Here is a 26,685-nt window from a genome sequence, read left to right as displayed (position 1 = left end):
AATAGGATTTAAGACATGGCCGTTCTGAACGAAGAACAGAGCATGCTCCGCGACGCGGCGAAGAGCTGGGTCCAGGAAAAGAGCCCGGTCACCGCCTTCCGCAAGATGCGCGACTCGGGCGTCGAGCTCGGCTACGACGCCGCCGCCTGGAACGAGCAGGCTGAAATGGGCTGGGCCGGGGTCATCATCCCGGAAGACTTCGGTGGCTCGAACTTCGGCTACCTGTCGATGGGCCTGATCCTCGAGGAGATGGGCCGCACGCTCACCGCCTCGCCGCTGCTGGCCTCCGGCCTGGCCGCCGCCAGCGCCCTGATCCTGGGCGGCAACGACGCCCAGAAGGGCGAGTACCTGCCGAAGATCGCCGACGGTTCGCTGGTCGCCACTCTGGCGGTCGACGAAGGCGCTCACCACGCCCCGGAAAAGGTCGCGCTGGAAGCCAAGAAGTCGGGCGCCGGCTACACCCTGAACGGCAAGAAGACCTTCGTGCTCGAAGGTCCGGCCGCCGGCCTGCTGGTCGTCTCGGCCCGCACCTCGGGCAAGCCGGGCGACAAGGACGGCATTAGCCTGTTCCTGGTGCCGGCCGACGCCAAGGGCGTGACCAAGCAGAACCTGAAGCAAGCCGACAGCCGCGGCGTCTCGAACATCTCGTTCGACAACGTCGAGGTTTCCGCCGACGCCCTGCTGGGCGCCGAGGGCAAGGGCTGGGACGTGCTGGAAGCGACCCTCGACCGCGCCCGCGCGGGCGTGGCCGCCGAAATGCTCGGCGCCGCGGTCCAGGCCTTCGAAACCACGCTGGACTACCTGAAGGTCCGCGTTCAGTTCGGCCAGGTCATCGGTTCGTTCCAGGCCCTGCAGCACCGCGCGGCCAAGATGTTCACCGACCTGGAACTGGCCCGCTCGGCCGTCGAAGCCGCCCTGGCGGCGATCGACGCCGGCAGCCCGGACGTGCCGGAGCTGGTGTCGCTGGCCAAGGCCAAGATGGGCGACGTCTTCCACCTCGTCTCCAACGAGATGGTCCAGATGCACGGCGGCATCGGCATGACCGACGCCCACGACGCGGGCTTCTACCTGAAGCGCGCCCGTGCGGCCGAGGCGGCCTATGGCAGCCAGTCGTACCACCGCGACCGCTACGCCAAGATCCAGGGCTACTAAGCCCTAGAGCTTCGCGCCCCCCGGGGCGCGGGGCCATGGAGAGCAAACGAAACCCCGCTGGCGCGAGCCGGCGGGGTTTTTGTTTGGGGCGGCAGGTCATCGTCCCGGTTGCTAAGCCCACGGAAAATACCGCGACATGCATTTCACAATACTGAGTAGTGCGAATCGCCGAATATTCTCACCGATCTGAAATTATAGAGCGCGCCTGATGGACTACGAAACGCTACGCATCACACCTTCACAGCTCCTGCTGGATCCGAACAATTATCGATTTCACGATGTTCGCGGGTACAAAGAGGTCAAGCAGCGCGCTCGCTACCAGGAACTTGGCGTACAAGATCGCGCCCTGGCGCTTCTCAAGGAAACGACAGCGTTCGATCTGGGATCACTGACGGACTCCATCAGAACCAATGGCTACATTCCGGTCGAGCAGATCGTGGTGTCTCCATACGACAACGATGAAAATGGAAATGCGCGCTTCCTAGTAATTGAAGGCAACAGACGCGCGGCATCTCTAAAAATTCTACTTGCAGACAATGCGGCTGGAGCCGTCGACCTCTCCGAGAAGGTCAAAGAATCTCTCGTCGAAATTCAAGTTGTCGTTCTAAAGGCGAACGAGGACGAGATCGATTCGTACCAAAGAACTCTAATGGCAATTCGACACGTCGCCGGTATTCGCGAGTGGGGTCCGTACCAACAAGCGAAGCTGGTTGTTGAAATGTTTGAAGAAGACGGAGCCACATTAGGATCAGTCGCCCAAAAGATCGGAATTTCGTCTCGCGAGGTCGCCCGCCGCTACCGGGCATCCAAAGCGCTGAGGCAAATGGAAGAAGACGAAGAGTTCTCAGAACACGCTGAACCCAGGCTGTACGTCTTCTTCCATGAAGCCGTCTCGCAGCCAAAGGTTCGGGAGTGGTTGGGATTCAATGATGAATCCTACAAAGCCGAAAACGCTGATGCTCGTCGGCTATTTTTCGAGCTGCTCAGCCCCACTGAAATCGACGGGGAAAAGCGTCAGCCCAAGCTGACCAGCGCAAACCAGCAAGTCCGTCAGCTGAAGGAAATTGTCTCAAAGGGCTATGCGCTGGAAGTTCTCGCGGATCCCGACAAAACCTTCGAGCAAGCCGTCCAAGCAGCGCAAGCCGATATCGTAGAAACAGACGAGGGCGTCGTCGAAAGATCTCTAGCAGGCGCGATTTCGGCTCTTCGCAAGCCTGGCCTCGCATACATGGAGGCAAACGAGCGGGCTAAAGAGCTATGGAAAGAATTACTTAGCGACGTCGAGAAGATTAAGAAGATTCTTGGCCAATGACACCCACTGCGATCGTGAATGCGATCGAAGTCCGGATCGGCGTAAGCGGCGCGCCTCGCCAATTGCGCGATGCCATTGAGTACGAACTACTCGCCAGCGGGCTGAGCCCAGCCACGGCGGCCGAGCGCGTTGATCTTTTGCTCCGACGAGCAACGATCGAGATCCTTCGTCGGCGAGACGACCGCGACAATGTTGGCGAGATCTCCGTTCTCAATCTCCGTGGAGCAGGAAATGAGATCGTATTTGGTTCATGCTTTGTGCTCGCGGACGACAACGAGCAAATAAGGCAGTCCAAGCGCAATCGGGTCTTCGCAGAGGCTATCCTCGGCCACATTCGCGCCCTCACCTTTGGTGAGTTTGAGCGCTTCGGCCGAAGCGTGCTGCGTGAGCTTGGGTGCAGCGCGCCCCAAGTTACGCCCCACGCCGGGGATCAAGGCATCGACTTCTACGGCGACCTATCAGTCGGAAGTCTTCTCGGCGCAGAACCGACGATCCTTCGTCTAATGCACGAGACACGCGTCATAATTGTTGGACAAGCAAAACATTATCCAAATAACACCATCGGACCATCAACCATCAGAGAGCTCGTAGGCGCCCTTTCATTATCCCGAACATATACATATTCTCGCGACGGCCTAGATTTACTAAATGATGTAAAACTAAGACCATTCTCTCCCGTTCTTGCCTTAATATTTAGCACGGGGACATTCACGAAGGGCGCGAGACATCTAGCCAATCGCGCTGGGCTCATAGCATTTTCTGGCTGGCAGCTATCAGTTTTTCTTGCCGATAAGGGCGTGGGGATGGTCGATACTGGAGGAACTTCCCACTTCGATCCAGCCTCATTCAATGCTTGGCTTGGCTAGCCCCACGTCCGCTTCCGACGCCCCGGCACGCGATGCTCCGCGCCATGGCCCGCCCGCCCTCCCCGCCCCTGCCCGTCATCGACCACAAGGGCGGCGCCAAGGCGAGCCAGTACCATCCCAACATCGGCTGGGAGATCAGCCAGCGGATCTGCGACGGGCTGACGATCCGGGAGATCGCCGCCGATCCGGCCATGCCGTCCTACGCCACCATCTTTCACTGGCGAAAGATCCATCCGGACTTCGCGGCGATGTACGACGCCTGCCGCGACAAGCTGGCCTGGAAGCGGCAGTTGGAGGCCGCCTCGTTGGCGCAGGCGACGGCGGTGCTGCGCGAGCGGGAAATTGCGCGCGGCCTGCGTCGGCGGCGGCCGGCCGGGGCTGGGCGCAAGAGCACCTTTACGATGGAGGCGGCGCTGGCGGTGTGTGTGCGGCTGGCGGCCGGCGAGGCCCTGAGCGCCATCTGCGCGCGGCGCGGGGCGCCGTCGCTGAAGGCGGTCTATACCTGGCTGAAGCGGTTCCCGGAGTTCGAGGCCATGTACCTGGCCGCGCGCGAAGAGCAGCGCATGTGGCTGGAGCTGAAGATCGAGCACGTGGCCGCCTCGTGCCACTGGACGCAGTTGGACGCGGCCATGGCCCAGGTGGCGCAGCTTCAGGGGCGGCTGGGGCGACTGACGCCCAAGCACTATCGGCCAGGCGGGCGGACGGCGTCGGTGACGCTGGAGGCCGAGGGCGACGGCCCGCTGTTCGGCGACCACGGCGGGCGCGTGGCGCGCGGGCATTGGCTGAACGGGCTGTTGGACGAGGACGATTGAGGCTGGCGCCGGCTCCCCCTCACCCCATCCCTCTCCCCCAAGGGGCGAGGGGGTCGTTCGGGGGTGCTGCCCCCCTGAGGGAGGGCTATCGCTTATGGCGCGGGCTCCCTCCCCCTCTTTGATCGTCATCCCCGGCCGCGCATGCGCGCCGGGGATCCATACGCACCGGGGTTTGCCGGCGAACTCGGCGTCTATGGATGGCCGGGACCTGCCGGCCCGGCCATGACGAACCCCCAGCTTCGCGGCAAGCGCGGTTGCGTCGGCAGGGGGGTTGAGCCGCATCCTGCGCCATCCGGTGGGTCCCGGTCTTCGGCCTGCGGCCGAAACCGGGACGACAGGGGTGGGGTGCGGCTCAGTAGTAGTCCTTCAGGGTCAGCGGGGCCTGGGCGCCGTCCTGCAGGGTCAGCGTCATCACGCTGCCGGCCTTGGCGGTGCGCAGGGCGCTGTAGCCGGCGACGCCGAGTTCGGCGGCCGGGCGGCCGTCGACGGCGGTGATCAACTGGCCGGCCTTCAGGCCCGCGGCCTCGGCCGGCGAGCCGGGGGCGACCAGGGCGATGGTGAGGCCGCCTTCGGCCGGGCGGACCAGGGCGCCGGCGCGGTCCTTGACGAACGGGGCGGCCAGGGCGTCGGCGCGCGGGGTCAGCAGGATGCGGTTGCGGGCATAGTCGGTGGTCAGGCCAAAGCGGCTGAGCACCGGCATGCCGACGTTGCCGGAGGTGTGGCCGATGTTGAAGACGCTGTTGTCCTCGTCGCCGAACACGGCGGGGACGTCGCGCACCGCGATGCCGCCGAGGCTGATGGTCTTGACCGTGGCGATGGTGCGGGTGCGCGGGCCGCCGGCCCCGACGCCGCCGGAGAGCACTTTGGAGGCTGGGCGATCGGTCAGCATCGCCTGGGGCTTCCAGTAGTTGGGATAGACCAGCATCGGCGAGCCGTTGCCGAGGTCGAAGTGCATGAGCACCGGGTCTGCGCCCTCGATCGAGACCGGAATCGCGTGCAGGCCGCCGACATTGCTGACCGGGACGGCGACGGCGTCGGCCGGGGCCTGGAAGCTGGCCGGGTCGTGGAAGGTGATGGTCTTGCCGGCGAAGTCGAGCTGGACGGTCAGGACGTTGAGCACCTCCTTGCCGAGGATGGCCGGCAGCGGGCGGCCGATGCCGGCGGCGATCGGCGAGAGGTCCATGATCGCGACGGTGACGCCCTTCAGCTCGACCTCGCCGAGCTTGAGGGTGACGCCGCTGGCCAGCTCGGCGATGTCGCGCCCGCCGGTGCCGAGGGCGGCGACCAGGCCGTCCGGCTTGATGCCGAGCTTCTCGGCATAGGCCTTGTCGAGGACGGTGACCTCGGCCCCGCTGTCGAGCATGACCGGGGTGGCGACGCCGTTGATGGCGGCCGGGATGACGATGCGGTTGCCGAGGAAGAGCTCGAAGGCGAGCGGCGCGGTCGCCGCGCGGCCCTGCGGGAAGCTGTAGATCCGCCGCGAGGCCGGACGCTCGAACGCCGCGGCGTCGGCGGCTGGATCGATGTCGACCGAGGTCAGGCGGGTGGTCAGGGTCAGCGGCTCGCCTTCGGTGGTCTGGACCTGATGGAAGGCCATGCGCACGCCCTCGACCATCCGCCAGTCGGCGAAGCGGGTGGTGGTGGGCACGCCCTCCTCGGTGCTGCGGTCGGCGAGCAGCGCGCCGCTGGCCGGGTCGAGCAGCAGCTCGTAGGCGCCGCCGGAGGTGAAGGCGACGCGCAGCACCTGCACCGGCTTGCCGTCGAAGGTCTCGTCCGGGGCGAGGGTCACCTGCCCGTGGGCGCCGTCGAAGGCGTCGTCGAAGGCGCTGAGCCGGCGGCGGGCGGCCTCCTGGGCGGCGGGCTCGCCGGCGTCCTCGACCTGGCCGCTGAAGGTGACGCTCCAGCCGCCCTCGCCGATCAGGGCGCGGCGCATGTCGGCCGAGCCGACGGCGATGTGCTCGGCCAGGCGCCCCGGCTCGATGCGGCGCTCAAGGGTTCCCTGGTAGCGGCCGTTGTCCATGGTCCCGCGCACAGCCAGCCCTTGCGCCTTCGCGAACGGCGCGCCGCCGCGCCAGGCGACGTAGCGGGCCAGGGCGTCGGCGGCGGGGTCGGCGTGAGCGGCGGCCGGCGCGAGCAGGGCGACAGCGGCGGCGGCGGCGAGCAGGGACTTCATGGGCGGGCTCCTGAAACAGCGCCGGCATTTGTGCGCCCCGCGGCGCTCAAGTCCAATTAAGCCGCTGTAAGGATTGGCGTTTTCGTCCTATTTCGTCGTACGGGCGGCGGCTTTCGTCGATCAGCGGCCGTGCATTGCGGTGGAGCCTGCCGCGCGGGGGATGCTAAGGGCCTGCGTTCCGACCACGGAGAGTTCGCATGCACGGGCCGACGTCGCACTTCTACTTCTCGCAGCGCCTGCGCCTGCACTATGTGGACTGGGGCAACGAAGGGGCGCCGCCGCTGCTGCTGGTGCACGGCGGGCGCGACCATTGCCGCAACTGGGACTGGGTCGCCGAGCGGCTGCGCGACCGCTACCACATCATCGCCCCGGACCTGCGCGGCCACGGCGACAGCGCCTGGGCGGTCGGCGGCGGCTACGACATGAGCGCCTATCTCTACGACATCGCCCAGCTGGTGCATCAGAAGGCGATGGCGCCGGTGACGATCATCTCGCACTCGATGGGCGCGGGGATCTCGCTGAACTACTGCGGCGCCTTCCCCGACCAGGTGAAGAAGATCGTCGCCATCGAGGGGCTGGGCCCCTCGCCCAAGGTGATGGCGCAGCAGGCCAAGAAGAGCGTCGACGGCCGCCTGCGCGACTGGATCACTGAGCGCCGCGAGAACTCGGGCCGCACGCCGCGCCGCTACGCCAGCCTGGACGAGGCGACGACGCGGATGGCCGAGGAGAACCCGCACCTGTCGGCGCAGCAGGCCCGCCACCTGACGATCTACGGCGCGCACCAGAACGAGGACGGCACCTTCTCGTGGAAGTTCGACAACCACGCCCGCTGGGGCGGGGTCGGCGGGCTGTCGCACGCCGACCAGCACCAGCTGTGGCGCAACATCACCTGCCCGGTGCTGTTGATGCGCGGCATGGAGTCGTGGGCCTCGGACCCGGTCGAGGACGGGCGGATCGAGAACTTCGCCAACGCCCGGCTGGTCAATTTCGAGGGCGCCGGCCACTGGGTGCATCACGACAAGCTGGACGAATTCATGCGCGAGACCGAAGCTTTCCTCGCCGAGTGAGAGCCCCATGCGCAAAGCCCCGCCTGCCGCCGACCCTGACGCCTACGTCGCCGCGCTGACGGGCTGGCAGGGGCCGCTGGTGAGCGCGTTGCGCGCGGCGGTGCGCGGCGCGGCGGCGTTCGACGAACAGATCAAGTGGGGCCACCTGGTCTATTTCGCGGGCGGCCCGGCGCTGCTGATCCGGGCCGAGGAGGCCCGGGTGATCCTCGGCTTCTGGCGCGGCAAGCGGCTGACCGGCCTGGAGCCGCGGCTCGAGACCGGCGGCAAGTACGAGATGGGCCGCATCGTGCTGCGGGAGGACGAGACGCTCGCGCCTGAGACGGCGGCGGCGCTGGCCCACGAGGCTTGGCGGTTGAACCACGAGATCGGCGATCCCACCGCCCGCGCGTGACCAGCCTGGCGAGTTTGCGGTAAGGCCTGCGCACCGCCGCGTGTGTCAGGCGGCGTGGGGCGTCGCATGCAGTCAGGGTCATTGGGAAGTTGGTTCGGGGACGACGGCGATCCCCAGGCGCCCTACGACGTGGCGGTGGTCACCCCGAGCGTGCTGCGCCCCTCGCTGCTGGCCAGCCTGGAGTCGGTGTTCCGCCAGGACCTGGACGGACGCATCCAGGTGCTGATCGGGGTGGACGCGCCGACGCCGACGTCGCCGGCGCTGCTGGAGCTGATCGCGCGGCGGCCGGCCCATGTCGCGGTGTTGCTGCTGACCCTGCCCTATTCGACCTCGATCCGGCACGGCGGCGTGCACCGGGCCACCGACGGCGGGGCGCTCCGCTCGATCCTGACCTTCATGGCGAGCAGCCGGCACGTGGCCTATCTCGACGACGACAACAGCTGGGAGCGCGACCACCTGTCGGCCCTGCGCGCGGAGATCGAGGGCAAGGCCTGGGCCTATTCCCTGCGCATGCTGGTCGACGAGGCCAGCGGCCGCGAACTGGGGATCGACCGCTGGGACTCGGTGGGGCCGAACCGCGGCCGCTTCGCCGAGCGCGGCGGCTTCGTCGATCCCAACTGCCTGATGATCGACAAGCTGATCGCGCTGCGCACCCTGGGTCGGTGGTCGCAGGGACCGGGGATGCAGTCCGACCGGGCGTTCTTCGAGGCCATCCGGCTGGGCAAGCACGGCCACGTGCCGCGGGCCACGACGCGCTATTCGGTGCGAGCCGGCACGGACGTGTTCAGCGGTTTCATGGCGCAGGGCGTCGAGTTCTGATTCACCAAATCTTGGCGAACTCGCCCAATGAGTGTTCACACCAATAAGCTGCGCGTCACAGTGGCGGGCAGAGTTTGGGGGGGAACATCATGGCTCATCACACCGGGCGCCTCGCGCGCCTGATCGCAGTCCTGTGCGCAGGATCGTCGCTGGCGGCTTGCGCCACCGTCACCCGCGGCTCGGAAGACGCCTGGGTCGTCAACAGCGAGCCGTCCGGCGCCAAGGTCGAGACGACCAACGGCCACCAGTGCCCGGCCACGCCCTGCGCCATCAAGATGAAGCGCAAGTCCGAATTCACCGCCACCCTGTCCAAGCCGGGCTACAAGCCCGCGACGGTGCAGGTGACCCACAAGACCGCCGGGGCCGGCGCGGCCGGCGTCGCCGGCAACGTGCTGGTCGGCGGGGTGATCGGCCTGGGCGTCGACATGTACACCGGCGCCTCGCAGGACCTGACGCCGAACCCGGTCATGATCAAGCTGGAGCCGGACGCCCCGGCCCCGACGCAGGTCGTCATCCAGTAGGCGCAAAGCCCCTTCGGTTTCGCCGGAGGGGCTTCTTCTAGCGCCGCAGGGTCTTGCCGTGGGTGACGGCCGAGCGGGCGTGGATCAGGTCCGTCCAGGTCCAGTCGCCATCGCCGAGCGCGATGTGAGCGCCGCCGCCCCCGTCGCGCAGCGAGATCAGCACCAGGCCGCGGACCCGTTCGGCGCGGCAGGCCTCGGGCGCATAGGCGATCTCCCAGGTCATGATCTCGCGCACGGCGGCGAGGCCGCCGCCTTCCTGACCCGGATGCACGACCCAGTCGCCGTTCCAGACCATCACCGGCCGGCCGCGATGCGCGCTGGCCATCGCCGCCTGCACGCGGCGGTCCTGGCGCAGCTTGGCCTGCAGCCAGCGCAGCATGTCGCATTCGCCGCCGCCGGCCCCGTCGCCGGAGCCTGAGCCGGACCCGGCGCGGGCCGCGCCGGCGATCTGGGCGTCGGTGAGCTCGACGCCCGAGCCAACGCTGGCGGTCTCGACCCGGCTGGCGGGCACGGTCTCGACCTCGGGCGGCGGCGGGCGCGGCGTCGGCCGGCGCTTGGGCGGCGGCTTGGCGGGGGTCGGCTTGGGGGTTTCGACCGGCGCGGCGGCCGGGGCCGGCGACGGCTCAGGATCGGGCGCCGGCGGCGAGAGGATGGGGATCGGCTTGGGGATCTCGACCAGTTGCACGACCATCGGCGGCGGCTCGGGCTCGATGGGCTCGGACGGCGCCAGGATCATCGGCAGCACGATCAGGCCGTGGACGACGACGCTGAGCACCAGCACCACCGGCCGGCGGCGGCGCATCAGCCAGCCGCGCAAGGCGAGCTCGGCCCGGGCGATCGGGGGCAGGTCGTCGGTGATCGGCTCGCCCTCCCCTGGCGACAGTCTCGTCCATGCGGCGCAACCGCGGCGAGCGCCCTGCATTGAGGGCGAAAGGGGCGGATTGTGGGCGGCGGCAGGGCGCCGAAAGGTCGCAGCTTGACCGTCAGAGCCGCCGTCCGCGGGTCAGGCCCCCGACTACGCCCACGCAGATCAGGAACTGACCGAAGTAGTAGAGCCCCCAGATCGCCAGCCCGACCCAGGCCGCGCCGGCCAGCGGCCCGGCCCGGCCGAAGATCAGCAGGTCGGAGACCACGAACATCAGCGCCCCGAGGCCGACCAACGCCCGCGGGAAGCGGCTGGCCCAGGCGCAGGCGGCCATGATCGCCAGCCCGAGCGAGTAGAGCGCCGCGCCGCCGCCGAGCGCCCGGTCGGTCGGCAGGAAGTAGGCGGCGATCGCCGTACCCGGCACCAGCACCGCGATCAGCAGCTTGTCGGCCAGCGTCAGGCCGCGGCGGCGGTTGCGCAGATAGAGGCCGATGGCGACCAGGTGGCCGACCAGGAAGGCGACCGCCCCGACGTTGAGGCCGTGGGTCTCGAGCAGCACGTCGCCGAGCGCGCCGAACGCCATCACCGCGCAGATCAGCCAGCCGTCGAGATTGCGCGCGCGCAGGCCGGCATAGACCGCCAGCAGCGCCACCCCGGCCCCCTTCCAGGCGGTGGCGGCCCATTCGGGAAAACCGGCGAGGTTCCAGGAGGCGACATAGCTGACGCCCGCGATCACCGATGCGGCCAGCACCAGCCAGGCCAGCGGATTGGTCCGCTCCATTCGTGTCCCTCCCGATTTTGCGGCAAGTCTAGCTGCGCCGCAGCCGCGCCGTCACCACTGACCCGTTAGGGTTAAGGCGCCTCCTGACGCGAAAGCGGCTGGTCGCGCTGCAGTTGCAGACCATGTCGCGGCCCGCGCATGTCCTCATAGGTTGCCCTCCGACACCGCAGGTGGAGTGGGAGAGCAAGCGATGTTTCTGATCGGCAAGGCTGTGCGCGACGTCCTCAAGGGCGGCGCGGGCGACGACACGCTCTATGGCTACGGCGGCGACGACAGCCTGTCGGGCGGCGGCGGCAGCGACGTGCTGGCCGGCCACGAGGGCAACGACAGCCTGAACGGCGGGACCGGCGACGACTACCTGCTGGGCGGCGCCGGGACCGACATTCTCGACGGCGGCGCCGGCGTGGACTGGGCGGCCTACGAGGACGCGACCGCCGGCGTGACGGTGAGCCTGGCGCTGACCGGCTGGCAGGAAACCGGCGGCGGCGGCCGCGACAAGCTGAGCGGGATCGAGAACCTGTACGGCTCGGCGTTCAACGACACGCTGATCGGCGACGCCGGGGTGAACTACCTCAGCGGCGGGGCCGGCGACGACCGGCTGGAAGGCGGCGCGGGCGATGATCACCTTGAAGGCGGTCTCGGCAACGACACCATCATCGGCGGCGATGGCTGGGACGTGGTGAGCTACGACGATGGGATCGAGAACGGCGTTTACGTCAATCTCACCACCGGCATTTCCTACGGTCACGCCGCGGGCCCAGAAAATTCGCTTAGCGACTTCGACGTCCTAAGCTCCATTGAGGACGTCTACGGGACCAACTACAGCGACTATCTCGAAGGGAACGCTGGCGGCAACTATCTGGCCGGCCGCGACGGCGACGACGGACTGGTCGGCGTCGGCACGAAAGGCGCCCCTTCGACGACCGTCCTCGATGGCGGCAATGGCGACGACACCATGCGCCTGGGATACGGAGAGACCTTCGCTTTGGGAGGCGAAGGGGCGGATCAGATCGTGGTTCAGCTGGACCAATTCAGCACTCCCCTGACCATCGACCTGGCCAAGACCCACGTTCAGAACCTGGATGCCGACCACCAAGTGACGCTTTCGTCCGTCGAGGGCCTCACCCTCAACGGGATGGGGTCCGTCACAGTCTTCGCCAGCACAGCTCAGAACAAGATGACGGCGACGTCTGCCAACGCGACCTTTGTCTACCGAAGCCTCGAGGAGCTCGGGTTGGGGTCTCAGGCCGATGTCATCCTGACTGGGTATCAAAGCAAAATCGACCTGCGTGCAATCGATGCGGACACGAACACGGCGGGCGATCAGGCATTCAGGTGGGTGCTCGAGTTTACCGGTAGCGCCGGAGAGGCGAAGTTCTCGCGCGAGCCCACCACGGGATACACTCGATATGAGTTCGATGTGAATGGCGACGGGATCGCCGACGCAGGTCTTACGGCGGACATATCGCCTAGCGACTCCTTCCTGCTCTAGAGTGTTGACCTCGCGTGAGCGCCGACCGCTACGCCCGCCCCACGACCTCGACCTCGTCCCCCACCCGCACGATGGCCTCGCCGTCGCGCAGGGTGCGGTGGGCGAGGCCCTGGTTCGCCAGCCACGCTGCGGCGACCGTCGCGGCGTCGGCTTCCGGGTGATCGGAGGCGAAGTGCGGGACGATGACGAAGTCGACCAGGCCGAGCCCCTCGTAGATCGGGGCTCGGTCGTAGCCGTCGGCGACTTCGTCCGGCGCGTCCATCAGATCGACGCCTCGCAGGGTCGGGCCGGCGACGCAGGCGCCGGCGCTCCAGCCGCCGTAGGCGAGGCTGTCCTCGGCCAGCCGGCGACGCACGATGGCGTCGAGACCGCTCTGGGCCATGGCCCGGCGCAGCAGGAAGGCGTTGCCGCCGACCGCCCAGACCAGGCCGACATCCGCCAGCTCGCGCTCCAGCCCCGCCGCATCGCCGAACCAGCGGCGCAGATCGAGGTCGAACGGCGCAAAGCCCATCTCCGCCAGATCAGCCAGCGGGTCGTGGACGTTGCGGGCGTAGGAGCGGCGCGACTCGTCGGGGACCAGGTCGAGGGCGTTGGACACCACCGCCACCCGCGCGCCGGCCGGGACCAGGGCGATGAGCCGGTCGCTCGCCGAGCCGAAGCGGTAGGAGGAGAGGTAGAGGCGCATCAACGCGCCTCTGGCAGGGCGAACGGCACCTGGAAGCGCGCTCTCGCGCCCACCGGCGTTGCGGGATCTGCGGAGATCCAGTTCGTCTGCGCCATCCGCAGCGCCGCGGCGCCGAAGAACGCCCCTTTGGGCGCCTCATCCACGACCTTGCACCGCCGCAGCACGCTCTTCTTGCCGACCTCGCACTCGATCAGCGCCGAACCGGTGACGCGCTGCTGGGCGGCGACCTGCGGATAGTAGGGGCCGACCGGCCCCAGCTGGCGATAGCCGTCCTTCGGCTCGGCGAAGCGCACCGCCAGCGGTTCGTCCGCGACCGCCGCGATCGGGGCCGCAGCGAGCACGAGGGCCGTCAGCATCTTCCACACGAGCGTCATTCTCCCCTCGTCGTCACAGCCAAGCTAGCCGCCCGTCGTTTGCGCGTCGATCTGCGCTTTCGCCGGCCGTCGTCCGCGCTAGGGTGCGCCGCATAAGGGCCATGAGCCCACCGATTCATTAGGAACGAAACGCCCCATGATGATCATCGATTTCGAATGCGACACCCCGACCAAGGAAGCGGTCGAGGACACCGTCCGGCTCATCAAGTCCGGCCGCGGGTTCGACAAGGAAGGCTACGCTCAGCACATGGCGCCCGGCTGGGCCGCCCAGATCGGCATGAGCGTCGAGGAGTTCAACGCCGCCAAGGAGCGTGACGGGCTGACCAGCCTGGCGCTCAAGCTGTGCGAGGTCGACATGACCCGCGCCATGAGCCACGCCGACATCATCGCCATGCTCGACACCGCCCAAGTCCGCTACGCCTGCGTCGGCAACGCCGGGCGCCGGGCCAGCAACGAGGACGTCGCCAAGTTCGCGGCGGAGTATCCGGACCGGCTGATCCCCTGGTTCCGCATCTGGGGCGACGAGGGCGAGGACGGCGTCGCGGCGCTGGAGCGCGGCGTGCGCGAATGGGGCTGCAAGGGCTTCGAGATCTCGTCCTACCGCGAGGAGCGCTACATCAACGATCCGGCCTATTGGCCCTTCCTGGCCAAGTGCGTCGAGCTGGACATCCCGGTGCGGATCACGGTCGGCCTGCACTTGCTGTCGGACCGCCCCTACGACTATGCGCACCCGAAGTACCTGGACGAGGTGGCGGTGCGGTTCCCGGAGCTGAAGATCGTCGCCGGCCTGACCGGCTGGCCGTGGGTGGACGAGGCCTGCGCGATCGCCTCGCGCCATAAGAACGTCTACATCGACTTCGCCTGTAAGCGGGTGAAGCACCTGCTGGCGCCCGGCGCCGGCTATGAGGCGCTGATCTACTACGGAGCCCGCAACCTGCAGGACAAGATCATCTTCGCCACCGGCTGGGGCACCCAGATGGTGCCGCTGCACCAGCTGGTCGCCGAGACCGATGAGCTGCCGCTGAAGCAGTCCGTCCGCGAGAAGTGGATGGGCGGCAACGCGGCGCGGGTGCTGGGTCTGGGCGGGTGACGCTCGCCTTCCGCTCATCCCGGCGAAAGCCGGGACCCAAGCGGCCCAATCGCGGCTGCGGCCGCAAGTCGGCTTGGGCCCCGGCCTTCGCCGGGGTGAGCGGGATGTTGGCGATCGCCCTGGCGTCGCCGCCGGCCCACGCTGCGCCCCGGTTGACCGAGGCGCAGGCGCGGGCCTTCGCCCAGAAGCAGGAGGCGGCCTGGAACGCCCGCGACCTGGACGCCTACTTCGCGCTGTTCACGAAGGACGCGGTGTTCGTCGACCAGACCCGCGACGTGAAGCACGGCGGCATGATCCCCTATGGGACCAGCACCCTGCCCCAGGCCCGCGCCCAGGCGGCCAAGTTCCTGGCCGGGGCGACCTCCACCGAGCGCGGCGCGATCGACAAGGTCGAGATCGCGCGCGACGGGACCAGCGCGCGGCTGGTCGGGCGCGAGGTGACGAGCGTGCAGAGCAAGGGCCGCACCCGCAAGGCCTGCGCCGACACCGAGCAGACCCTGGTGCTGGTCGGCGGGCAGATCCGCTCCAAGGGTCAGACCGACACCATCACCCGCTGCCGCTAGGGGCTGACGGCCGGCCGGGCGTCCTCGATGCGGAAGCGGTCGTAGGCCGAGGCCGGCGTGGTCTTGAGCGATTGCACCAGCCGCTCCATCGCGCCCTGGCCCTCGCGGATGCCGCCGCGGGTGGGGCGGTCGATGTCGATGATCAGCAGCAGCGACATCGACAGCAGCAGCAGCATGAAGGCGGCGGCCGCACGGCCGCGGACGCCGACCAGCACGTAGCCGAGCACACCGGCGGTCACGACCATGTAGATCACCAGGACGATGAACACCTCGGTCGGCACGTGAACCGTGCGCGCGGCCTTGCGCGAGGCGTCGAGGTCGATGACCGTGTTCATGCTGTCGAGGTAGGCCGACGAGAAGTCGAGCCCCTTGATGCTCTGGAAGGCCGAGGAGGTGGCGGCCCAGAGTTCGGTCAGGAGGCGGTCGTTGGCGACCAGCCGCTCAGGGCTGCTCTTGGCGTCGGAATTGCCGAGGGCGACGCGGTTCTCGGCGTAGTCGATCAGCAGGCCGCTGATCCGGCTGCGGTGCGGCTCTTCCAGCAATTGGGTGCGCAGATAGGTGGTGCCGATGGCGTTGGCTTCTTCCAGCACCAGGCCGCGGCGGGTCTCGAAGCGGTCGACGGCCAGGGCGAAGGTGAAGCCCATCAGCAGGGCCAGCAGCCCCAGCACGCCGGAGACGATGTAGCCTTCGCCCTCGGCTTCGTCCTTGTCGGCCTTGCCTTGCTCGCGCCGGCGCTTCAGGGCCACGCCGATCGCCACCGCCGCGATCATCAGCACGATCACGACGCCGCCGAGGATCAGGATCGGCGCGCCGTCCAGCCAGGCCTTGAGAACTTCCATGATCGCCTCCTGAAGCGAGAGGCAGGATCATGCGGCCAAGCCTGAGGGCCTATCGGGCGAAACCCGTAGTCGGCGGCTCAGGCCACCGGGCCCAAATGAAAAGCGGCGCCTCCGTGGAGGCGCCGCGGGCCGGATCAACCGTAGACGAGGGCTGGCTCGTCGAGGTCCACCTTCGGCAGTTCGTCCTTCTCGGACCAGTAGTCCTGGGTGTGCCGCCACTCGGGCTTGTCCAGGCTCTTGGGCAGCAGGTGCATGCCGCGCATCAGATAGCCGGGATTGAAGTTGTCCGGGTCGATCCACGGCCGCAGTTCGTCGGACTGGTCCTCGGGCCGCAGGGCGGGCGTCACGGTCTTGAAGCCCTTGTCCTGCATGTGGCCCAGCAGGCGGGCCACGAAGTCGCCCATCAGGTCGGCGCGCAGCGTCCAGGAGGCGCGGAAGTAGCCGAACACCCAGGCCAGGTTCGGCACGCCGGTGAACATCATGCCGCGGTAGGTGACGGTCTTGGACCAGTCGACCGGCTTGCCGTCGATGGCGAACGGGATGTCGCCCATGACGCTGAGGTCGAAGCCGGTGGCGCTGATGACGATGTCGGCTTTCAGCTCCTCGCCGGACTTCAGCAGGATGCCGTTCTCGGTGAAGCGCTCGATCTCGTCGGTGACCACCGAGGCCTTGCCAGAGGCGATGCCGCGGAACAGGTCGCCGTCCGGAATGAAGGCGATGCGCTGGCGCCAGGGGCGGTAGCTGGGGGTGAAGTGCTTGTCGACGTCGAACTGGTCGCCGAGGAAGGCGCGCACGCCGCCGAGCAGCTCGGCCTTGACCGCCTCGGTCTCTTCCATCGCCCGCTTGGTGAAGGCCGCGCCGTCGAACAGGCGCTTGCGGCGGACGATCTCATGCACCCAGGTCTCGTCGACCTGCAGCTGGCGCAGGGTGTCGGCCAGTTCGTCGACGTTGCGGCCCGGCACGAACCAGGTCGGCGAGCGCTGCAGCAAAGTCACGTGGGCGGTCTGGTCGGCGATGTTCGGCACCAGGGTCGCGGCGGTGGCGCCCGAGCCGATGACGATGACGTTCTTGCCCTTCAGATCGAGATCGTCGGGCCAGGTCTGCGGGTGGACGATCTGGCCCTTGAAATCGGCCATGCCGTCCCACTGGGGCGTGTAGCCCTGGTCGTGCTTGTAGTAGCCCTGGCACATGAACAGGAAGTTGGTGGTGAACTGCGCCTTGCTGCCGTCCGTGCGCGCCACGTCGACGGTCCAGAGGTTGTCGGCGCTGGACCAGTTGGCGTCGACGATCTTGTGGCCGTAGCGGATATGCTGGCCGATGTCGTTCTCCTCGATCACCTCGTTCATGTAGCTGAGGATCTCGGCGGCGGTGGCGATCGGCGCGCCGGTCCAGGGCTTGAAGCGGTAGCCGAAGGTGTAGAGGTCGCTGTCCGAGCGGATGCCCGGATACTTGTGGGTCACCCAGGTGCCGCCGAAGGTGTCTTTGGACTCCAGCACCACGAAGCTGGTTCCCGGGCGCTGGGTCTGCAGGTGATAGGCCGCGCCGACGCCGGAAATCCCGGCCCCGACGATGAGCACGTCGAAGTGTTGGACGGCGGCGGAAGCCGGACGCTCGGCGATCATGTCGGTGGCGGTCATCTGTTTCCTTGCCCTGGGTGCGGACCGCTCGCCGCGGCCTCTAGGTTATCGGTGATAATGAACAAGCCGCGGACCTCGCGTCAAGCGCCCGCGTGACGCACGCCAAACCCGTTTTTCGAAAATGCAGGCTCCGTGGGGTCAGGCTTTCGTCGCCGGCCGCGCCAGGGCTAAGCTCTCGGCTGACCAAGGGATGGAACAAGGAACAGCATCATGAGCCAGGAACTGGCCGGCAAGGTCGCCTTCGTGGCGGGCGGATCGAGCGGCATCAACCTCGGCATCGCCAAGCGGTTCGCCGCCGCCGGCGCCAAGGTGGCGATCATCAGCCGCAGCCCGGAGAAGATCGAGGCGGCCGCCAAGGAAGTCGCCGCCTTCGGCCCCTGCATCGGCATGGCCGCCGACGTCCGCGACTATGCGGCGGTCGAGGCGGCGCTGAAGCGCACCCATGACGAGCTGGGCCCCATCGACATCGTGCTGTCGGGCGCGGCCGGCAATTTCGTCGCCCCGGCCCTGGGCATGAGCGCCAACGGCTTCAAGACCGTGGTCGACATCGACCTGATCGGCACCTTCAACGTGCTGCGCGCCTCGTTCGAGTTCCTGAACCGGCCGGGCGCCTCGCTGATCTCGATCACCGCCGGCCAGGCCGAGCGCGCCTCGATGTTCCAGGCCCACGTCTGCGCGGCCAAGGCCGGGATCAACATGCTGACCAAGTGCCTGGCGCTGGAGTGGGGTCCGGCCGGGGTGCGGGTCAACGCCATCTCGCCCGGCCCGATCGCCGACACCGAGGGCATGGCCCGGCTGGCGCCGACCCCGGAGGCCGAGGCGCGGGTCAACAGCCGCAACCCGATGCGCCGCTACGGCCAGAAGGACGAAATCGCCGACATGGCCATCTTCCTGTCGACCGAAAAGGCCGCCTATGTGAACGGCGCGATCATCCCGGTCGACGGCGGCAGCGGCGCCGGCGACGCCAGCGGCAATGCGCTCGGCAACTACGCAGCGGTGTACTGACCGGCGCTCAAGGCAGGAAGCGCGGGACCCGCGCTTCCAATAGCCTGACCAGCGCCGGGTCCATGAACTCGTAGTCGTCAGGGATGTCGAGGCAGATCACCCGAGCGCGCTTGAGCTGGGGACGGAAGCGCCTGGTCAGCTTGCTCCGGTGCGCCTTCTCCATGACGAAGATGATGTCGGACTCCTCAACCATCTCGGCCGTGAGCGGCTCGACCGCGTCGTTGTTCAAGCCGGCCGACGTGACCTCGATCCCCTCCCAGGCGGCGAACACCTGCTCGGCGGTCGGGCTGCGCAACTTGTTCTGACTGCAGACGAACAACACCCGCTTCATCCGGCAGACGCCGCCCCGTCCTCGGCGGGACGGTAGAACATGCCGAGCTTGAAGCTCTCGGCGATGCGGCCGGCCCTGGCCTGCAGCGCCTGGGCGATCGGCGGGACGTAGGTCTCGTCGGTCGCCTCCTTCCACAGCGCCAGCCAGCGGTCGAACATCGGTGGGGTGATCGGCTGGCGCATGTGCTTGGCCATCGGCCGGCCGGTGAAGCGCCCGACGCCGAGCAGGCCGGCGGCCCAGAACTGGGCGATGTGGTCCAGGTGATGGTCCCAGTCGTCGATCGCGGCGTTGAACACCGGACCGATCAGCGCGTCTTCGCGGGCGCGGCCGTAAAAGCGGCCGACCAGCTCGCGCAGGTTCTCGGGCGTCACTTGCGAATGCATACGCGCCAGATAGGGGGCCAGGCTCGGCGACGGTAGTCCGGAATTGTCCTGGGGGCCGGCGAAGCCCGCTTGCCGCCAGCCGGTGGTTCGGCCAAAGCTCAAGCTGAAGTTGCGGGGGCGGCGATGAGACTACTATCGGACGTGGCGGCCGGCGTTCTGGCGCTGGCGATCATGGCGAGCGGCGTCCAGGCCGCGCCCTACTGGAGCTCGGACGAGACGCGCGCCGCGCGGCCGACAGCGAGCGAGCCGGTACTGACGTTCGCAATGCGCACGGAGACGCAGGAAGGCGACCGCCCGGCGCGGATCAAGGCCATGCAGGTCGTCCTGGCCGAAAGCTACATCCATGTGGCCGAGGCCGACGGCGGGCACATCCTGCATGATCGGACGCTGTGCGAGGTCCTGGTCTGGCGCGCGGGCGGGACGCTGGAGAGCTCAAGCTGCCACGCCGTGCCGGCGTTCGCCTACTTCGAACTGGCCAACCGCCTAGCCCTGACCAAGGTGCTCGCCGCCGGCGACCTGGGCGACTCCGACCCGGCGTGGAGCGAGGCCGGCCTGGGCGTCAGCGTGCGCGACGGAGCGCCGCTCAAGGTGGCGCAGAGGGGCGACGTCACCGAGTTCCGGCTGGGCGAGACCCTCATGGCTTCGGTCAGCGGCGACGCGGGGAGCGCCAGCCCCGAGGAGATGGCGCGCTTCGCACGGCTGCTGGCGCGGCATGCGCCGATGCACCCGCAAGTCCGCGCCGCGATCGTGGCGCGAGGGCGGCTGCCGGCCCGCCTGGAACTGCACAGCCGCTCGCTCGGTGTCATCAAGGGGCGACAGGTGGTGACCATCGAGGGCGTGCGACGCGCCGCCCACACCTATCCCCTGCCCGCTGGCCTGCCGTCGGCGCTGCGGGCGACGCCGACCGACACGCCGCGCGGCCGCGGCGTCGCACGGGCGCTGGCGGTGATCGACGCGGGCGGCAAGGACGCGCCGCCGCCGCTGGCGAGCCTGGTCGCCGACCTGAAGGCCAGCAAGGTCCCGCTGGAGACGGTGATGCTGTTCATGAACATCACCCAGCAATACGCCGCCGAGGTGAAGCCCGGCGCGGACGACGTGCTTCCGCAGATCGTTCCCAGCCTGCGCGCGGCAATGGCCGATCCTCAGGCGCAGCGGTTCATGGCGATCAACAGCCTGGCCGGCGACCGCCGCGCCCAGGGCGACCGCGAGGCCGCCGCCCGCTTCCTCGCGAACTCGGCCGGCATGGACGAGTTGAAGTTCGGCACCTTCCGGCAGGTGACCTACGCCAACCTCGTCAGCGTGTCGGACACCTCAAAGTGGGATCCGGCCATCCGCGCGGCCATGCCCGAACGTCCGCAGGACAGCTATTGGACCCACATCGCCGCCTATCCATGGGCTGCGAACGCCTATGGCGACCTCGGCGACGTGCTGACCCGCCAGTACGACACCGGCCAGGCCTGGATCGCCTACGACCTCGGCCGGGCGGTCGATCCGAACTGGCGCGACGGGGTGTTGGCCCGCCTCGTCGACCGCGAAGCCCAGCTGAAGGCGCGAACGCGCGACTTTTACTGATCGACGAAATCCGGACTCGTTCATTATCAAACGACCGATCCGTACGGTTTTTTGCGGACACCCCGGGCGAGGACTTGCGCGGCGGCGCGCGCAGCGGCGCCGAACCGACGCCTTTCGAGGCGAAATCTTGCCGTTTCGGCGCCAGCCATAGGTCCCCAAAAACGCATTTCAAGGGGCGCTGCGCAGACTGTGACTGACCGGTCACACCACTCGCAGACCGGTGAAATGCAAGGGGTTGAGCCATTGTGACGGCGACATGACAGGCATAGCTGGGGTCCAGTGTTTCAAGCCCAAAAGGGGACAAGAACGTGAAGACCCAACTGATCGCGACGGCCGCCGCGGCCGCCTTTTTCGCGCTGACCGGCGCCGCCCAAGCCCAGACCGTCGGCCATGTCGGCGCCAACTATAGCCGCGCCGAAATCGACGCCGGCGCGCTCGGCGACACCGACGCCGACGTGTTCCAAGGCGAAGGCGCGGTGGCTTTCGACGTCGGCTCGTCGCTGCGCGGCGCCGTCGATGGTTCGGTGACGAACTTTGACGCCGACGGCGGCGACGCCACCACCTGGGCCGTGACCGGCCACCTGAACAAGACCTTTGAAGGCGGCCTGGCCGGCGGCTTCCTGGGCGTGAACAAGAGCGACGACGTGACCCTGTGGGCGGTCGGCGCCGAAGCCCAGTTCAACGTCTCGCCGAAGACGACCCTCTACGGCCAAGTCGGCTACGGCCAGTCGGACGACCTGGACGACGTGGACTTCTGGGCCGGTCGCGCCGAGCTGCGCTACTTCATCACCGACACCTTCAAGGTCCAAGGCACCGCCGGCTACACCAAGGCCGACGCCAAGGGCGGCGACCTCGACATGTGGAACATCGGCGCCGACGCCGAGTACCAGTTCGCGGGCACCCCGTGGAGCGTCACCGGCGCCTACGAGCACGGTGAAATGGACGACGCGGACCTGAAGGCCGACACCTTCAAGATCGGCCTGCGCTACACCTTCGGCGGCACCCTGCGCGACCGCGACCAAGCCGGCGCGTCGCTGGGCTCGACCACGAACCTGTTCGGCGGCACGCTCGGCCAGAGCGTGATCGCGGCCGCCGGCGCGTTCTAAGCGCCAGCGCTCCAGATCGGACGCAAGGACGCCCCCGGCTTCGGCCGGGGGCGTTTTCTTATGCGATGTGCAGCGGCTCGACGCTGACCGTGTTCAGGCTGGCCTCGAAATCCATGAAGATGTCGATCAGCTCGTCGACCGCGATCCGCGGCAGCTGGCCGGCCGGGAAGCGGAAGCGCCAGAAGCTGGCGACGTGCTCGATGGCCGAGAGCCGCTCGCCCAGGCTGTTGAACATCGCCGGCGCGCGCAGCAGGAACTCGCGGAACGCCACCGGGTCGCTGCGCTCGGTCATGGCCAGGTAGGCGGTGTCGTAGGCGGCCAGAGACTCGGTCACGGCCGTCGTGGCCGCGAAGATCCAGCCGCGCAGGTCCTTCTTGATCCGGGTGATGTAGACCCGGTCATCGTGCTCCATCGGGCCGACCGGGCGGATCACCGCGATCTCGTCAACCACCTTGCGGATCCGCGGCAGCAGGTCGCGCAGCTGCCATTTGTAATAAAGGAAGGCCTTCCAGCAGAACACGCCCTCGCGGAACTGCTGGGCGTCCATGTTCATCACCCGGCGCAGCGGCTCGAGCTCGGCGCTGCCGGCGTCCGACAGCAGCTTGGAAAGCAGCGTCGCCGACTTGGCCGCAAAGGCGTGGCCCGAGCCGAACGACATCCGCACCAGGGGCTCGAGCTCCAACCGGGCCGAAGCCGACATCCGCTCGACGTCGCCGTCGGAGAGGTTGAAATAACAGGCGGCCGGCGTGAAGCCGTTGGTCTTCAGACTCTCGCGCATCAGGAACGGATCGAGCGAGGGCAGACCCGAGATGATGTCGAGCACCAGGCGGTCGCGCGACCCGCGCCGCAGGTCTTCGGCAAAGGACGCAGCGGCCACCTCCTCGAAGTCGCGCTGGCCCACGAACAGGAAACGCGCGCCGTAGCGCAGTTCGCGCTCAGCGATCGGCAGCAGGATCTTGGTCGCGGTCTGCACCGGGTAGTCGAAGAGATCGACCTCGCTGCCGCGCACGCGATGCTTGAGGATCATCGCGCGGTTCAGCAGCGAGTTGCGGAAGAACGGATTCTCCTGGTGCTCGGGCTTGCCGCCCTCGCGCTGGGCGATCTGCCAGAGATTGAGCACGCGGGACGTGGCGGCGCTCTTCCTCAGGTATTCGAGGCTGCGATAGGTACGATCACGCGACACGGTTAATCCCCCAGACTCCGCGTCGTAGGATCGCGCGCGGTCCGCTTCAAGCCGCAATCAACAATTGCAACGATGCAAACGCCGGTCCGCCCAAAAGCGGGGCGGTCAAACGCGGACGTCGAAGGTGCGGCCTTCTTCGCGGCTTTCGACAGGGCGGCTGGGCACGACCCGGGCTTCGTCGGCGAAGCCGAGGTCCTGGAGGGTCTTGGCCAGATGCGTCGCCGCCGTCTGCGTCATCGGCGCCGCGCGGGACCAAAGCCCCTCTCCCATAAAGTGAAACTCCACCTTGAACATCGGACGACCCTTCTAGTCGCGACGTAGGGAAAGCTTGCGCCTGCATGGTTAGCGAGGGGTTAAATATATGGAAGTTCCGCGAACTTTGTTCGCTGAACACTCTTTATGTGGCGGCGCGGACACACGTCGAAAGGGGCCGGCGCACCGCCGAACCCCTTGCGGCGCGCCGTTTGGGCGGCGCGCCGGTGACTTGAACGTGATCGACGCGCGACGGCGCCGTCAGGCCTGTTGGGTCGCCCCGAGCGGCGCCGGCGCCGGAGCGCCCGGCGGGCGGCCGATCCAGATCTGACCGGAACGGGCCATCACCTCGCCCGCGCCGTCGAACAGCGCGACGCCGGCGAAGTGCTTGCGGCCCTCGACCTCGCGGGCCCAGGCGACGACGACGTAGGACTCGCCCGCCTTCGGCTTGCGCAGCACCTCGCCGGCCATGGTGCCGAGCAGGCCGACCGGAGAACCGGCCTTGATCCACCAGGCCATCGAGCCCGAACAATCGAGCGCGCCCCAGGTCACCTCGTCCGGGATCTCGCCGTTGGCGTCGGCGAAATTGGCGTGCGGCGTCCAGACGCCGGCGCAGTGGCCGGCCGGAGCGCCGTCGATCTGGCCGACGAACACGCCCAGACCTTCGCCGGCTTCGCGTTCGACGCAGCAGGAGAAGCAGCCGCGGTGCAACGACCGGCTGGCGAAAGGCGACGCCGCGCCGAAGGCCTTGGCCTCTTCAATGGTCGGGGTGGCTGGCGGCGGATTGGGAATTTGGCTGTCGTCGGCCGGACGGGCCGAGCCGAGCACGGCGCCCTCGGCGTTGACCAGCAGCACGCCGTCGCCCTCGCCGGGCTGCAGGGTCACCGCGGTGTCCAGCGGCACGCCGGACCGCAGCATCGCCACGCCGCGGCCTCCGACCGCGTTGGAGAGCACGCCACAGATATAGCCGCCATTGGCCGTGAAGGGAGGTCCCCGAAATTGGCGGGGAACAACGATCTCGCTCATCGAAATGATCTCAACTTTGAATCGGCAGTCGAAAGAATGGGGACATCATGACCCACGCGACCGCGTCCTGGGAAGCATGACGCAAGGGAAAGGCGTCGGAACCGCGACTGTGGTTCGGGGTTCAAGCTAGGCGCGGAAAGCCTCACCGGCCGCTCGCGCCCCTATCAGAACCGTCGCAGGAGCCGTCATGAGCATCGACATGAACGACCGCGCCGCCGTCGAACATAAGCTGTGGGACGACATCGAGCGCCACCAGACCGGCATGCTGGGGCTGGCGGATGGACCCGCCTTGCAGCCAATGACCGCCTTCGTCGAACGCGACGGCGAACGGCTATGGTTCTTCGCTCGCACCGACACTGCGCTGACGCGCCGCATCGGCCAAGGCGCCGAAGGCCTGTTCGTGTTCCAGCAACGCGACCTGCAGGCGACGATCACCGGCCACCTGAGCGTGCAGCACGACGAACCGCGGATCGCCAAGTACTGGAACGCCGTGGTCGCCGCCTGGCACCCGCAGGGCAAGGCCGATCCGCGCCTGACCATGATCTGCCTGGACGCCCGCGACGCGGATGTCTGGTGCCTGCAGGCCGGACCGATGACGTTCGCCTGGGAGATCGCCGTGGCCAACGCCCGCAAGCACGAACCGCACCTGGGCGGGCGGACGAACCTGCACTTCCACTGAGGCCTCCGCGCCCCTCGCCCGAGCGCGCGGCTTTTACTTCGGGTCGTCCTGAAGTTTAAAGAACGGCGGTCTATATTCGCCAGTTCTTGACGCGTGTTCTGACCCCGCCGCCACACGACCTTAAAGTTGTGTCGTGTTCACGACAGTCATCAAGCAGCGCTCGGACTAGGTTAACGCCAAGCCGTATGGCGACGCTTGATTCTCTGCTGCGAAGGTCTTCGAGTTCAGTGCAAAATCGCTTACTCGCCGCACTGCCTGCCGAGGATTACGGGCTGGTGGCGCCGCACCTGACCCACATGGACCTCGAACGCGCGCGGCTGCTGTACGAGCCCGGCGACCGCGTCGACGTGGTCTACTTCCCCCATGACGGGGTCATCTCGATGATGACCCTGATGGAGAACGGCGCGGCGATCGAAAGCGCCACGATCGGTTGGGAAGGCGCGGTCGGGCTGTCGGCGGCGGTGGCGCCGCGGCGCTCGCTGTCGCGGGCGATCGTCCAGACGCCCTGCCGCTGCTCGCGCATCGGATCGAGCCAGTTGCACGAGGCCTGGGCCAAGAGCCCGCGGATCCGCGAGATGGTCGACCGGCACGGCGAGGCGCTGCTGGCCCACACCACCCAGTCGGCCGCCTGCAACGCGCTGCACTCGGTCGAGGCGCGCTTCTGCCGGTGGCTGCTGACCTGCCACGACCGGATTTCGACCGACACCTTGGCGCTGACCCAGGAATTCCTGGCCGACATGCTGGGCGTGCAGAGGACCACAGTCACCGCAGTGGCGCGCAGCCTGCAGGAGAAGGGCTGGATCCGGTATCGCCGGGGCGTCGTCGACATCGTCGACCGAGACGGCCTGCAGTCGGCCAGCTGCGAGTGCTACGACGCGGTCCGCCGCCAGTATGAGCGCCTGGCGCCGCCGCCCCGCCCGGAAACCGCCCGCACCTAGAGCGAGAACAGCAGCCGGGCGCAGACGCCGTCGCGGGTGTCCAGCTTCAGCTCGCCGCGGACCTGCGCCGCCAGGCTGCGGACGAACCACAGGCCGAACCGCTCGCGCCCGCCCGGCGAGGCCGGATCGAAACCGCGGCCATGATCGCGCACCACCAGCTCGTAACGCTCGCCGACCTTCGACAGCCGCACCTCGACCTGACCGCTCTCGCCTTCCGGATAGGCATGGGCGAGCGCGTTGGCGACCAGCTCGTGGATGATCAGCGCCAGCGTCGAGGCGGCCTGGTCCGGAGCGATGACCGGCTCCATCTCCACCACGACCTCGGTGGGGCCGGCCGATTGCCGGCGCCGCCAGACCGGGGCCATTTCCTCGAGGTAGGCCTGGAAGTCGACCCCCTCCCCGCGGCGGTGGCGTTCCAGCGCGCCGAGCGCGCCGATCGCGTCGGCCATCCAGACCAGCTGGCGGCGCGCCTCGGGTTCGGCCGTCCGCTGGCCGCGCATGCGGGCCAGGGCGGAGATGAGTTGGAAGGTGTTGGCAGCGCGGTGGCGCATCTCCGCCGCCCGGACGTCGTCCTGGCCATCGTCCGTCATGGTCTCGCTCGACGCCCCACGTCATCGCACCCCGAGATGAGTATATCCGCCGCCGATCACACGCTTGCGCGGCCCGCCGGCAGTTGTCTCAGGGACTCAATCAGTATGAATCAGAATATGCGGCGCCTAAGCGCCACGAAAGCTGAATAATTCCCGCTTAGGTCGTGCAATTTGATCGCGA

Annotated in this window: 29 protein-coding genes; 16 read left to right on the top strand and 13 right to left on the bottom strand. The window is 68.1% G+C overall.

Features of this window, described 5'->3' with window-relative positions:
- Positions 1 to 15 precede the first annotated feature (15 nt).
- From ACSQ2H_RS03940 to ACSQ2H_RS03925, 4 genes are all read left to right on the top strand, one after another.
- Positions 16 to 1,152, top strand: coding sequence for an acyl-CoA dehydrogenase family protein (locus tag ACSQ2H_RS03940; protein ID WP_436060151.1), 1,137 nt, complete (start codon positions 16 to 18; stop codon positions 1,150 to 1,152).
- 208 nt (positions 1,153 to 1,360) lie between these two features.
- Complete coding sequence (locus ACSQ2H_RS03935; RefSeq protein ID WP_436060150.1) at positions 1,361 to 2,464, top strand: hypothetical protein; 1,104 nt, start codon at positions 1,361 to 1,363, stop codon at positions 2,462 to 2,464.
- Positions 2,461 to 3,330: a restriction endonuclease gene (locus ACSQ2H_RS03930; protein WP_436060149.1), complete on the top strand. Its 870-nt coding sequence runs from the start codon at positions 2,461 to 2,463 to the stop codon at positions 3,328 to 3,330. Before ACSQ2H_RS03935 ends, ACSQ2H_RS03930 begins: the two co-directional genes overlap by 4 nt.
- A gap of 44 nt (positions 3,331 to 3,374) precedes the next feature.
- On the top strand, positions 3,375 to 4,142 hold the full coding sequence (locus ACSQ2H_RS03925) for a hypothetical protein (protein ID WP_436060148.1): 768 nt from the start codon (positions 3,375 to 3,377) through the stop codon (positions 4,140 to 4,142).
- 352 nt (positions 4,143 to 4,494) lie between these two features.
- On the opposite strand, the gene ACSQ2H_RS03920 is transcribed toward ACSQ2H_RS03925, so the two are convergent.
- A complete protein-coding gene (locus tag ACSQ2H_RS03920; protein WP_436060147.1) occupies positions 4,495 to 6,315 on the bottom strand; it encodes an aspartyl protease family protein in 1,821 nt (606 codons plus the stop codon).
- A 197-nt stretch (positions 6,316 to 6,512) separates the two neighbouring features.
- Between ACSQ2H_RS03920 and ACSQ2H_RS03915 the strand changes: the two genes are divergently transcribed.
- From ACSQ2H_RS03915 to ACSQ2H_RS03900, 4 genes are all read left to right on the top strand, one after another.
- Entirely contained in the window at positions 6,513 to 7,382 is an 870-nt protein-coding gene (locus tag ACSQ2H_RS03915) for an alpha/beta fold hydrolase (protein WP_436060146.1), read from the top strand.
- Between the two features lie 7 nt (positions 7,383 to 7,389).
- Complete coding sequence (locus ACSQ2H_RS03910; RefSeq protein ID WP_436060145.1) at positions 7,390 to 7,773, top strand: DUF1801 domain-containing protein; 384 nt, start codon at positions 7,390 to 7,392, stop codon at positions 7,771 to 7,773.
- A 66-nt stretch (positions 7,774 to 7,839) separates the two neighbouring features.
- A complete protein-coding gene (locus tag ACSQ2H_RS03905; protein ID WP_436060144.1) occupies positions 7,840 to 8,592 on the top strand; it encodes a glycosyltransferase family A protein in 753 nt (250 codons plus the stop codon).
- An 89-nt stretch (positions 8,593 to 8,681) separates the two neighbouring features.
- On the top strand, positions 8,682 to 9,113 hold the full coding sequence (locus ACSQ2H_RS03900; protein ID WP_436060143.1) for a PEGA domain-containing protein: 432 nt from the start codon (positions 8,682 to 8,684) through the stop codon (positions 9,111 to 9,113).
- A 37-nt stretch (positions 9,114 to 9,150) separates the two neighbouring features.
- Here ACSQ2H_RS03900 and ACSQ2H_RS03895 read toward each other — a convergent pair whose 3' ends face one another.
- Together ACSQ2H_RS03895 and ACSQ2H_RS03890 are read right to left on the bottom strand one after the other, a co-directional pair.
- A complete protein-coding gene (locus tag ACSQ2H_RS03895) occupies positions 9,151 to 10,035 on the bottom strand; it encodes a hypothetical protein (protein WP_436060142.1) in 885 nt (294 codons plus the stop codon).
- Positions 10,036 to 10,096: 61 nt separating this feature from the next.
- Entirely contained in the window at positions 10,097 to 10,759 is a 663-nt protein-coding gene (locus tag ACSQ2H_RS03890) for a lysoplasmalogenase family protein (protein WP_436060141.1), read from the bottom strand.
- Between the two features lie 190 nt (positions 10,760 to 10,949).
- Between ACSQ2H_RS03890 and ACSQ2H_RS03885 the strand changes: the two genes are divergently transcribed.
- Positions 10,950 to 12,251, top strand: a complete 1,302-nt coding sequence (locus ACSQ2H_RS03885; protein ID WP_436060140.1) for a calcium-binding protein — start codon at positions 10,950 to 10,952, stop codon at positions 12,249 to 12,251.
- Between the two features lie 28 nt (positions 12,252 to 12,279).
- Here the strand turns inward: ACSQ2H_RS03885 and ACSQ2H_RS03880 are convergent, their stop codons facing one another.
- The gene (locus ACSQ2H_RS03880; protein ID WP_436060139.1) at positions 12,280 to 12,936 is read right to left on the bottom strand and encodes a Type 1 glutamine amidotransferase-like domain-containing protein; all 657 of its coding nucleotides are present in this window, start codon (positions 12,934 to 12,936) and stop codon (positions 12,280 to 12,282) included.
- Positions 12,936 to 13,310 carry a TonB family protein gene (locus ACSQ2H_RS03875; protein WP_436060138.1) on the bottom strand — a complete coding sequence of 125 codons (375 nt, stop codon included), beginning with the start codon at positions 13,308 to 13,310 and terminating at the stop codon, positions 12,936 to 12,938. The genes ACSQ2H_RS03880 and ACSQ2H_RS03875 overlap by 1 nt, the downstream gene beginning before the upstream one ends.
- Before the next feature lie 136 nt (positions 13,311 to 13,446).
- Between ACSQ2H_RS03875 and ACSQ2H_RS03870 the strand changes: the two genes are divergently transcribed.
- Both ACSQ2H_RS03870 and ACSQ2H_RS03865 read left to right on the top strand, forming a co-directional pair.
- The gene (locus ACSQ2H_RS03870; protein ID WP_436060137.1) at positions 13,447 to 14,400 is read left to right on the top strand and encodes an amidohydrolase family protein; all 954 of its coding nucleotides are present in this window, start codon (positions 13,447 to 13,449) and stop codon (positions 14,398 to 14,400) included.
- 104 nt (positions 14,401 to 14,504) lie between these two features.
- A complete protein-coding gene (locus ACSQ2H_RS03865; RefSeq protein ID WP_436060136.1) occupies positions 14,505 to 14,963 on the top strand; it encodes a YybH family protein in 459 nt (152 codons plus the stop codon).
- Here ACSQ2H_RS03865 and ACSQ2H_RS03860 read toward each other — a convergent pair.
- Entirely contained in the window at positions 14,960 to 15,802 is an 843-nt protein-coding gene (locus tag ACSQ2H_RS03860; protein WP_436060135.1) for a hypothetical protein, read from the bottom strand. The two genes, ACSQ2H_RS03865 and ACSQ2H_RS03860, sit on opposite strands and share 4 nt — an antisense overlap.
- Before the next feature lie 134 nt (positions 15,803 to 15,936).
- Complete coding sequence (locus ACSQ2H_RS03855; RefSeq protein ID WP_436060134.1) at positions 15,937 to 17,439, bottom strand: flavin-containing monooxygenase; 1,503 nt, start codon at positions 17,437 to 17,439, stop codon at positions 15,937 to 15,939.
- 210 nt (positions 17,440 to 17,649) lie between these two features.
- Here ACSQ2H_RS03855 and ACSQ2H_RS03850 point away from each other — a divergent pair, with 210 nt between their 5' ends.
- Entirely contained in the window at positions 17,650 to 18,444 is a 795-nt protein-coding gene (locus ACSQ2H_RS03850) for an SDR family oxidoreductase (protein ID WP_436060133.1), read from the top strand.
- A gap of 7 nt (positions 18,445 to 18,451) precedes the next feature.
- Here ACSQ2H_RS03850 and ACSQ2H_RS03845 read toward each other — a convergent pair whose 3' ends face one another.
- Positions 18,452 to 18,775, bottom strand: a complete 324-nt coding sequence (locus ACSQ2H_RS03845; RefSeq protein ID WP_436060132.1) for a low molecular weight protein tyrosine phosphatase family protein — start codon at positions 18,773 to 18,775, stop codon at positions 18,452 to 18,454.
- Positions 18,772 to 19,158 (bottom strand): group III truncated hemoglobin, encoded by a 387-nt coding sequence (locus tag ACSQ2H_RS03840; RefSeq protein ID WP_436060131.1) that lies wholly within the window; start codon positions 19,156 to 19,158, stop codon positions 18,772 to 18,774. Before ACSQ2H_RS03840 ends, ACSQ2H_RS03845 begins: the two co-directional genes overlap by 4 nt.
- A 123-nt stretch (positions 19,159 to 19,281) precedes the next feature.
- On the opposite strand from ACSQ2H_RS03840, the gene ACSQ2H_RS03835 reads away from it, so the two are divergent.
- Positions 19,282 to 20,730, top strand: coding sequence for a hypothetical protein (locus ACSQ2H_RS03835; protein WP_436060130.1), 1,449 nt, complete (start codon positions 19,282 to 19,284; stop codon positions 20,728 to 20,730).
- A 308-nt stretch (positions 20,731 to 21,038) separates the two neighbouring features.
- The gene (locus tag ACSQ2H_RS03830; RefSeq protein ID WP_436060129.1) at positions 21,039 to 21,836 is read left to right on the top strand and encodes an outer membrane protein; all 798 of its coding nucleotides are present in this window, start codon (positions 21,039 to 21,041) and stop codon (positions 21,834 to 21,836) included.
- A gap of 58 nt (positions 21,837 to 21,894) precedes the next feature.
- On the opposite strand, the gene ACSQ2H_RS03825 is transcribed toward ACSQ2H_RS03830, so the two are convergent.
- The 3 genes from ACSQ2H_RS03825 to ACSQ2H_RS03815 all read right to left on the bottom strand — a co-directional run bounded on the left by ACSQ2H_RS03825 (position 21,895) and on the right by ACSQ2H_RS03815 (position 24,297).
- Positions 21,895 to 23,019, bottom strand: coding sequence for a hypothetical protein (locus ACSQ2H_RS03825; RefSeq protein WP_436060128.1), 1,125 nt, complete (start codon positions 23,017 to 23,019; stop codon positions 21,895 to 21,897).
- 105 nt (positions 23,020 to 23,124) lie between these two features.
- Positions 23,125 to 23,256, bottom strand: coding sequence for a hypothetical protein (locus ACSQ2H_RS03820; protein ID WP_436060127.1), 132 nt, complete (start codon positions 23,254 to 23,256; stop codon positions 23,125 to 23,127).
- A 276-nt stretch (positions 23,257 to 23,532) separates the two neighbouring features.
- A complete protein-coding gene (locus ACSQ2H_RS03815; protein WP_436060126.1) occupies positions 23,533 to 24,297 on the bottom strand; it encodes a hypothetical protein in 765 nt (254 codons plus the stop codon).
- Positions 24,298 to 24,484: 187 nt separating this feature from the next.
- Here ACSQ2H_RS03815 and ACSQ2H_RS03810 point away from each other — a divergent pair, with 187 nt between their 5' ends.
- Entirely contained in the window at positions 24,485 to 24,976 is a 492-nt protein-coding gene (locus ACSQ2H_RS03810; protein ID WP_436060125.1) for a pyridoxamine 5'-phosphate oxidase family protein, read from the top strand.
- Positions 24,977 to 25,251: 275 nt separating this feature from the next.
- Positions 25,252 to 25,914: a Crp/Fnr family transcriptional regulator gene (locus ACSQ2H_RS03805; RefSeq protein ID WP_436060124.1), complete on the top strand. Its 663-nt coding sequence runs from the start codon at positions 25,252 to 25,254 to the stop codon at positions 25,912 to 25,914.
- Here the strand turns inward: ACSQ2H_RS03805 and ACSQ2H_RS03800 are convergent.
- A complete protein-coding gene (locus ACSQ2H_RS03800) occupies positions 25,911 to 26,504 on the bottom strand; it encodes a sensor histidine kinase (protein WP_436060123.1) in 594 nt (197 codons plus the stop codon). The two genes, ACSQ2H_RS03805 and ACSQ2H_RS03800, sit on opposite strands and share 4 nt — an antisense overlap.
- Between the last annotated feature and the right edge of the window lie 181 nt (positions 26,505 to 26,685).

It is taken from the genome of Phenylobacterium sp. LjRoot97 (assembly GCF_964254345.1).
Lineage (GTDB): Bacteria > Pseudomonadota > Alphaproteobacteria > Caulobacterales > Caulobacteraceae > Phenylobacterium.
Note: the sequence above shows the minus strand (reverse complement) of the source record. Positions and strands in the feature narration are given on the sequence as shown.

Excerpts from the sequence above, each read along its gene's own strand:
- ACSQ2H_RS03940 (WP_436060151.1), top strand. The coding sequence starts at position 16 with ATGGCCGTTCTGAACGAAGAACAGAGCATGCTCCGCGACGCGGCGAAG.
- ACSQ2H_RS03935 (WP_436060150.1), top strand. The coding sequence starts at position 1,361 with ATGGACTACGAAACGCTACGCATCACACCTTCACAGCTCCTGCTGGAT.
- ACSQ2H_RS03930 (WP_436060149.1), top strand. The coding sequence starts at position 2,461 with ATGACACCCACTGCGATCGTGAATGCGATCGAAGTCCGGATCGGCGTA.
- ACSQ2H_RS03925 (WP_436060148.1), top strand. The coding sequence starts at position 3,375 with ATGGCCCGCCCGCCCTCCCCGCCCCTGCCCGTCATCGACCACAAGGGC.
- ACSQ2H_RS03920 (WP_436060147.1), bottom strand. The coding sequence starts at position 6,315 with ATGAAGTCCCTGCTCGCCGCCGCCGCCGCTGTCGCCCTGCTCGCGCCG.
- ACSQ2H_RS03915 (WP_436060146.1), top strand. The coding sequence starts at position 6,513 with ATGCACGGGCCGACGTCGCACTTCTACTTCTCGCAGCGCCTGCGCCTG.
- ACSQ2H_RS03910 (WP_436060145.1), top strand. The coding sequence starts at position 7,390 with ATGCGCAAAGCCCCGCCTGCCGCCGACCCTGACGCCTACGTCGCCGCG.
- ACSQ2H_RS03905 (WP_436060144.1), top strand. The coding sequence starts at position 7,840 with ATGCAGTCAGGGTCATTGGGAAGTTGGTTCGGGGACGACGGCGATCCC.
- ACSQ2H_RS03900 (WP_436060143.1), top strand. The coding sequence starts at position 8,682 with ATGGCTCATCACACCGGGCGCCTCGCGCGCCTGATCGCAGTCCTGTGC.
- ACSQ2H_RS03895 (WP_436060142.1), bottom strand. The coding sequence starts at position 10,035 with ATGCAGGGCGCTCGCCGCGGTTGCGCCGCATGGACGAGACTGTCGCCA.
- ACSQ2H_RS03890 (WP_436060141.1), bottom strand. The coding sequence starts at position 10,759 with ATGGAGCGGACCAATCCGCTGGCCTGGCTGGTGCTGGCCGCATCGGTG.
- ACSQ2H_RS03885 (WP_436060140.1), top strand. The coding sequence starts at position 10,950 with ATGTTTCTGATCGGCAAGGCTGTGCGCGACGTCCTCAAGGGCGGCGCG.
- ACSQ2H_RS03880 (WP_436060139.1), bottom strand. The coding sequence starts at position 12,936 with ATGCGCCTCTACCTCTCCTCCTACCGCTTCGGCTCGGCGAGCGACCGG.
- ACSQ2H_RS03875 (WP_436060138.1), bottom strand. The coding sequence starts at position 13,310 with ATGACGCTCGTGTGGAAGATGCTGACGGCCCTCGTGCTCGCTGCGGCC.
- ACSQ2H_RS03870 (WP_436060137.1), top strand. The coding sequence starts at position 13,447 with ATGATGATCATCGATTTCGAATGCGACACCCCGACCAAGGAAGCGGTC.
- ACSQ2H_RS03865 (WP_436060136.1), top strand. The coding sequence starts at position 14,505 with ATGTTGGCGATCGCCCTGGCGTCGCCGCCGGCCCACGCTGCGCCCCGG.
- ACSQ2H_RS03860 (WP_436060135.1), bottom strand. The coding sequence starts at position 15,802 with ATGGAAGTTCTCAAGGCCTGGCTGGACGGCGCGCCGATCCTGATCCTC.
- ACSQ2H_RS03855 (WP_436060134.1), bottom strand. The coding sequence starts at position 17,439 with ATGACCGCCACCGACATGATCGCCGAGCGTCCGGCTTCCGCCGCCGTC.
- ACSQ2H_RS03850 (WP_436060133.1), top strand. The coding sequence starts at position 17,650 with ATGAGCCAGGAACTGGCCGGCAAGGTCGCCTTCGTGGCGGGCGGATCG.
- ACSQ2H_RS03845 (WP_436060132.1), bottom strand. The coding sequence starts at position 18,775 with ATGAAGCGGGTGTTGTTCGTCTGCAGTCAGAACAAGTTGCGCAGCCCG.
- ACSQ2H_RS03840 (WP_436060131.1), bottom strand. The coding sequence starts at position 19,158 with ATGCATTCGCAAGTGACGCCCGAGAACCTGCGCGAGCTGGTCGGCCGC.
- ACSQ2H_RS03835 (WP_436060130.1), top strand. The coding sequence starts at position 19,282 with ATGAGACTACTATCGGACGTGGCGGCCGGCGTTCTGGCGCTGGCGATC.
- ACSQ2H_RS03820 (WP_436060127.1), bottom strand. The coding sequence starts at position 23,256 with ATGACGCAGACGGCGGCGACGCATCTGGCCAAGACCCTCCAGGACCTC.
- ACSQ2H_RS03815 (WP_436060126.1), bottom strand. The coding sequence starts at position 24,297 with ATGAGCGAGATCGTTGTTCCCCGCCAATTTCGGGGACCTCCCTTCACG.
- ACSQ2H_RS03810 (WP_436060125.1), top strand. The coding sequence starts at position 24,485 with ATGAGCATCGACATGAACGACCGCGCCGCCGTCGAACATAAGCTGTGG.
- ACSQ2H_RS03800 (WP_436060123.1), bottom strand. The coding sequence starts at position 26,504 with ATGACGGACGATGGCCAGGACGACGTCCGGGCGGCGGAGATGCGCCAC.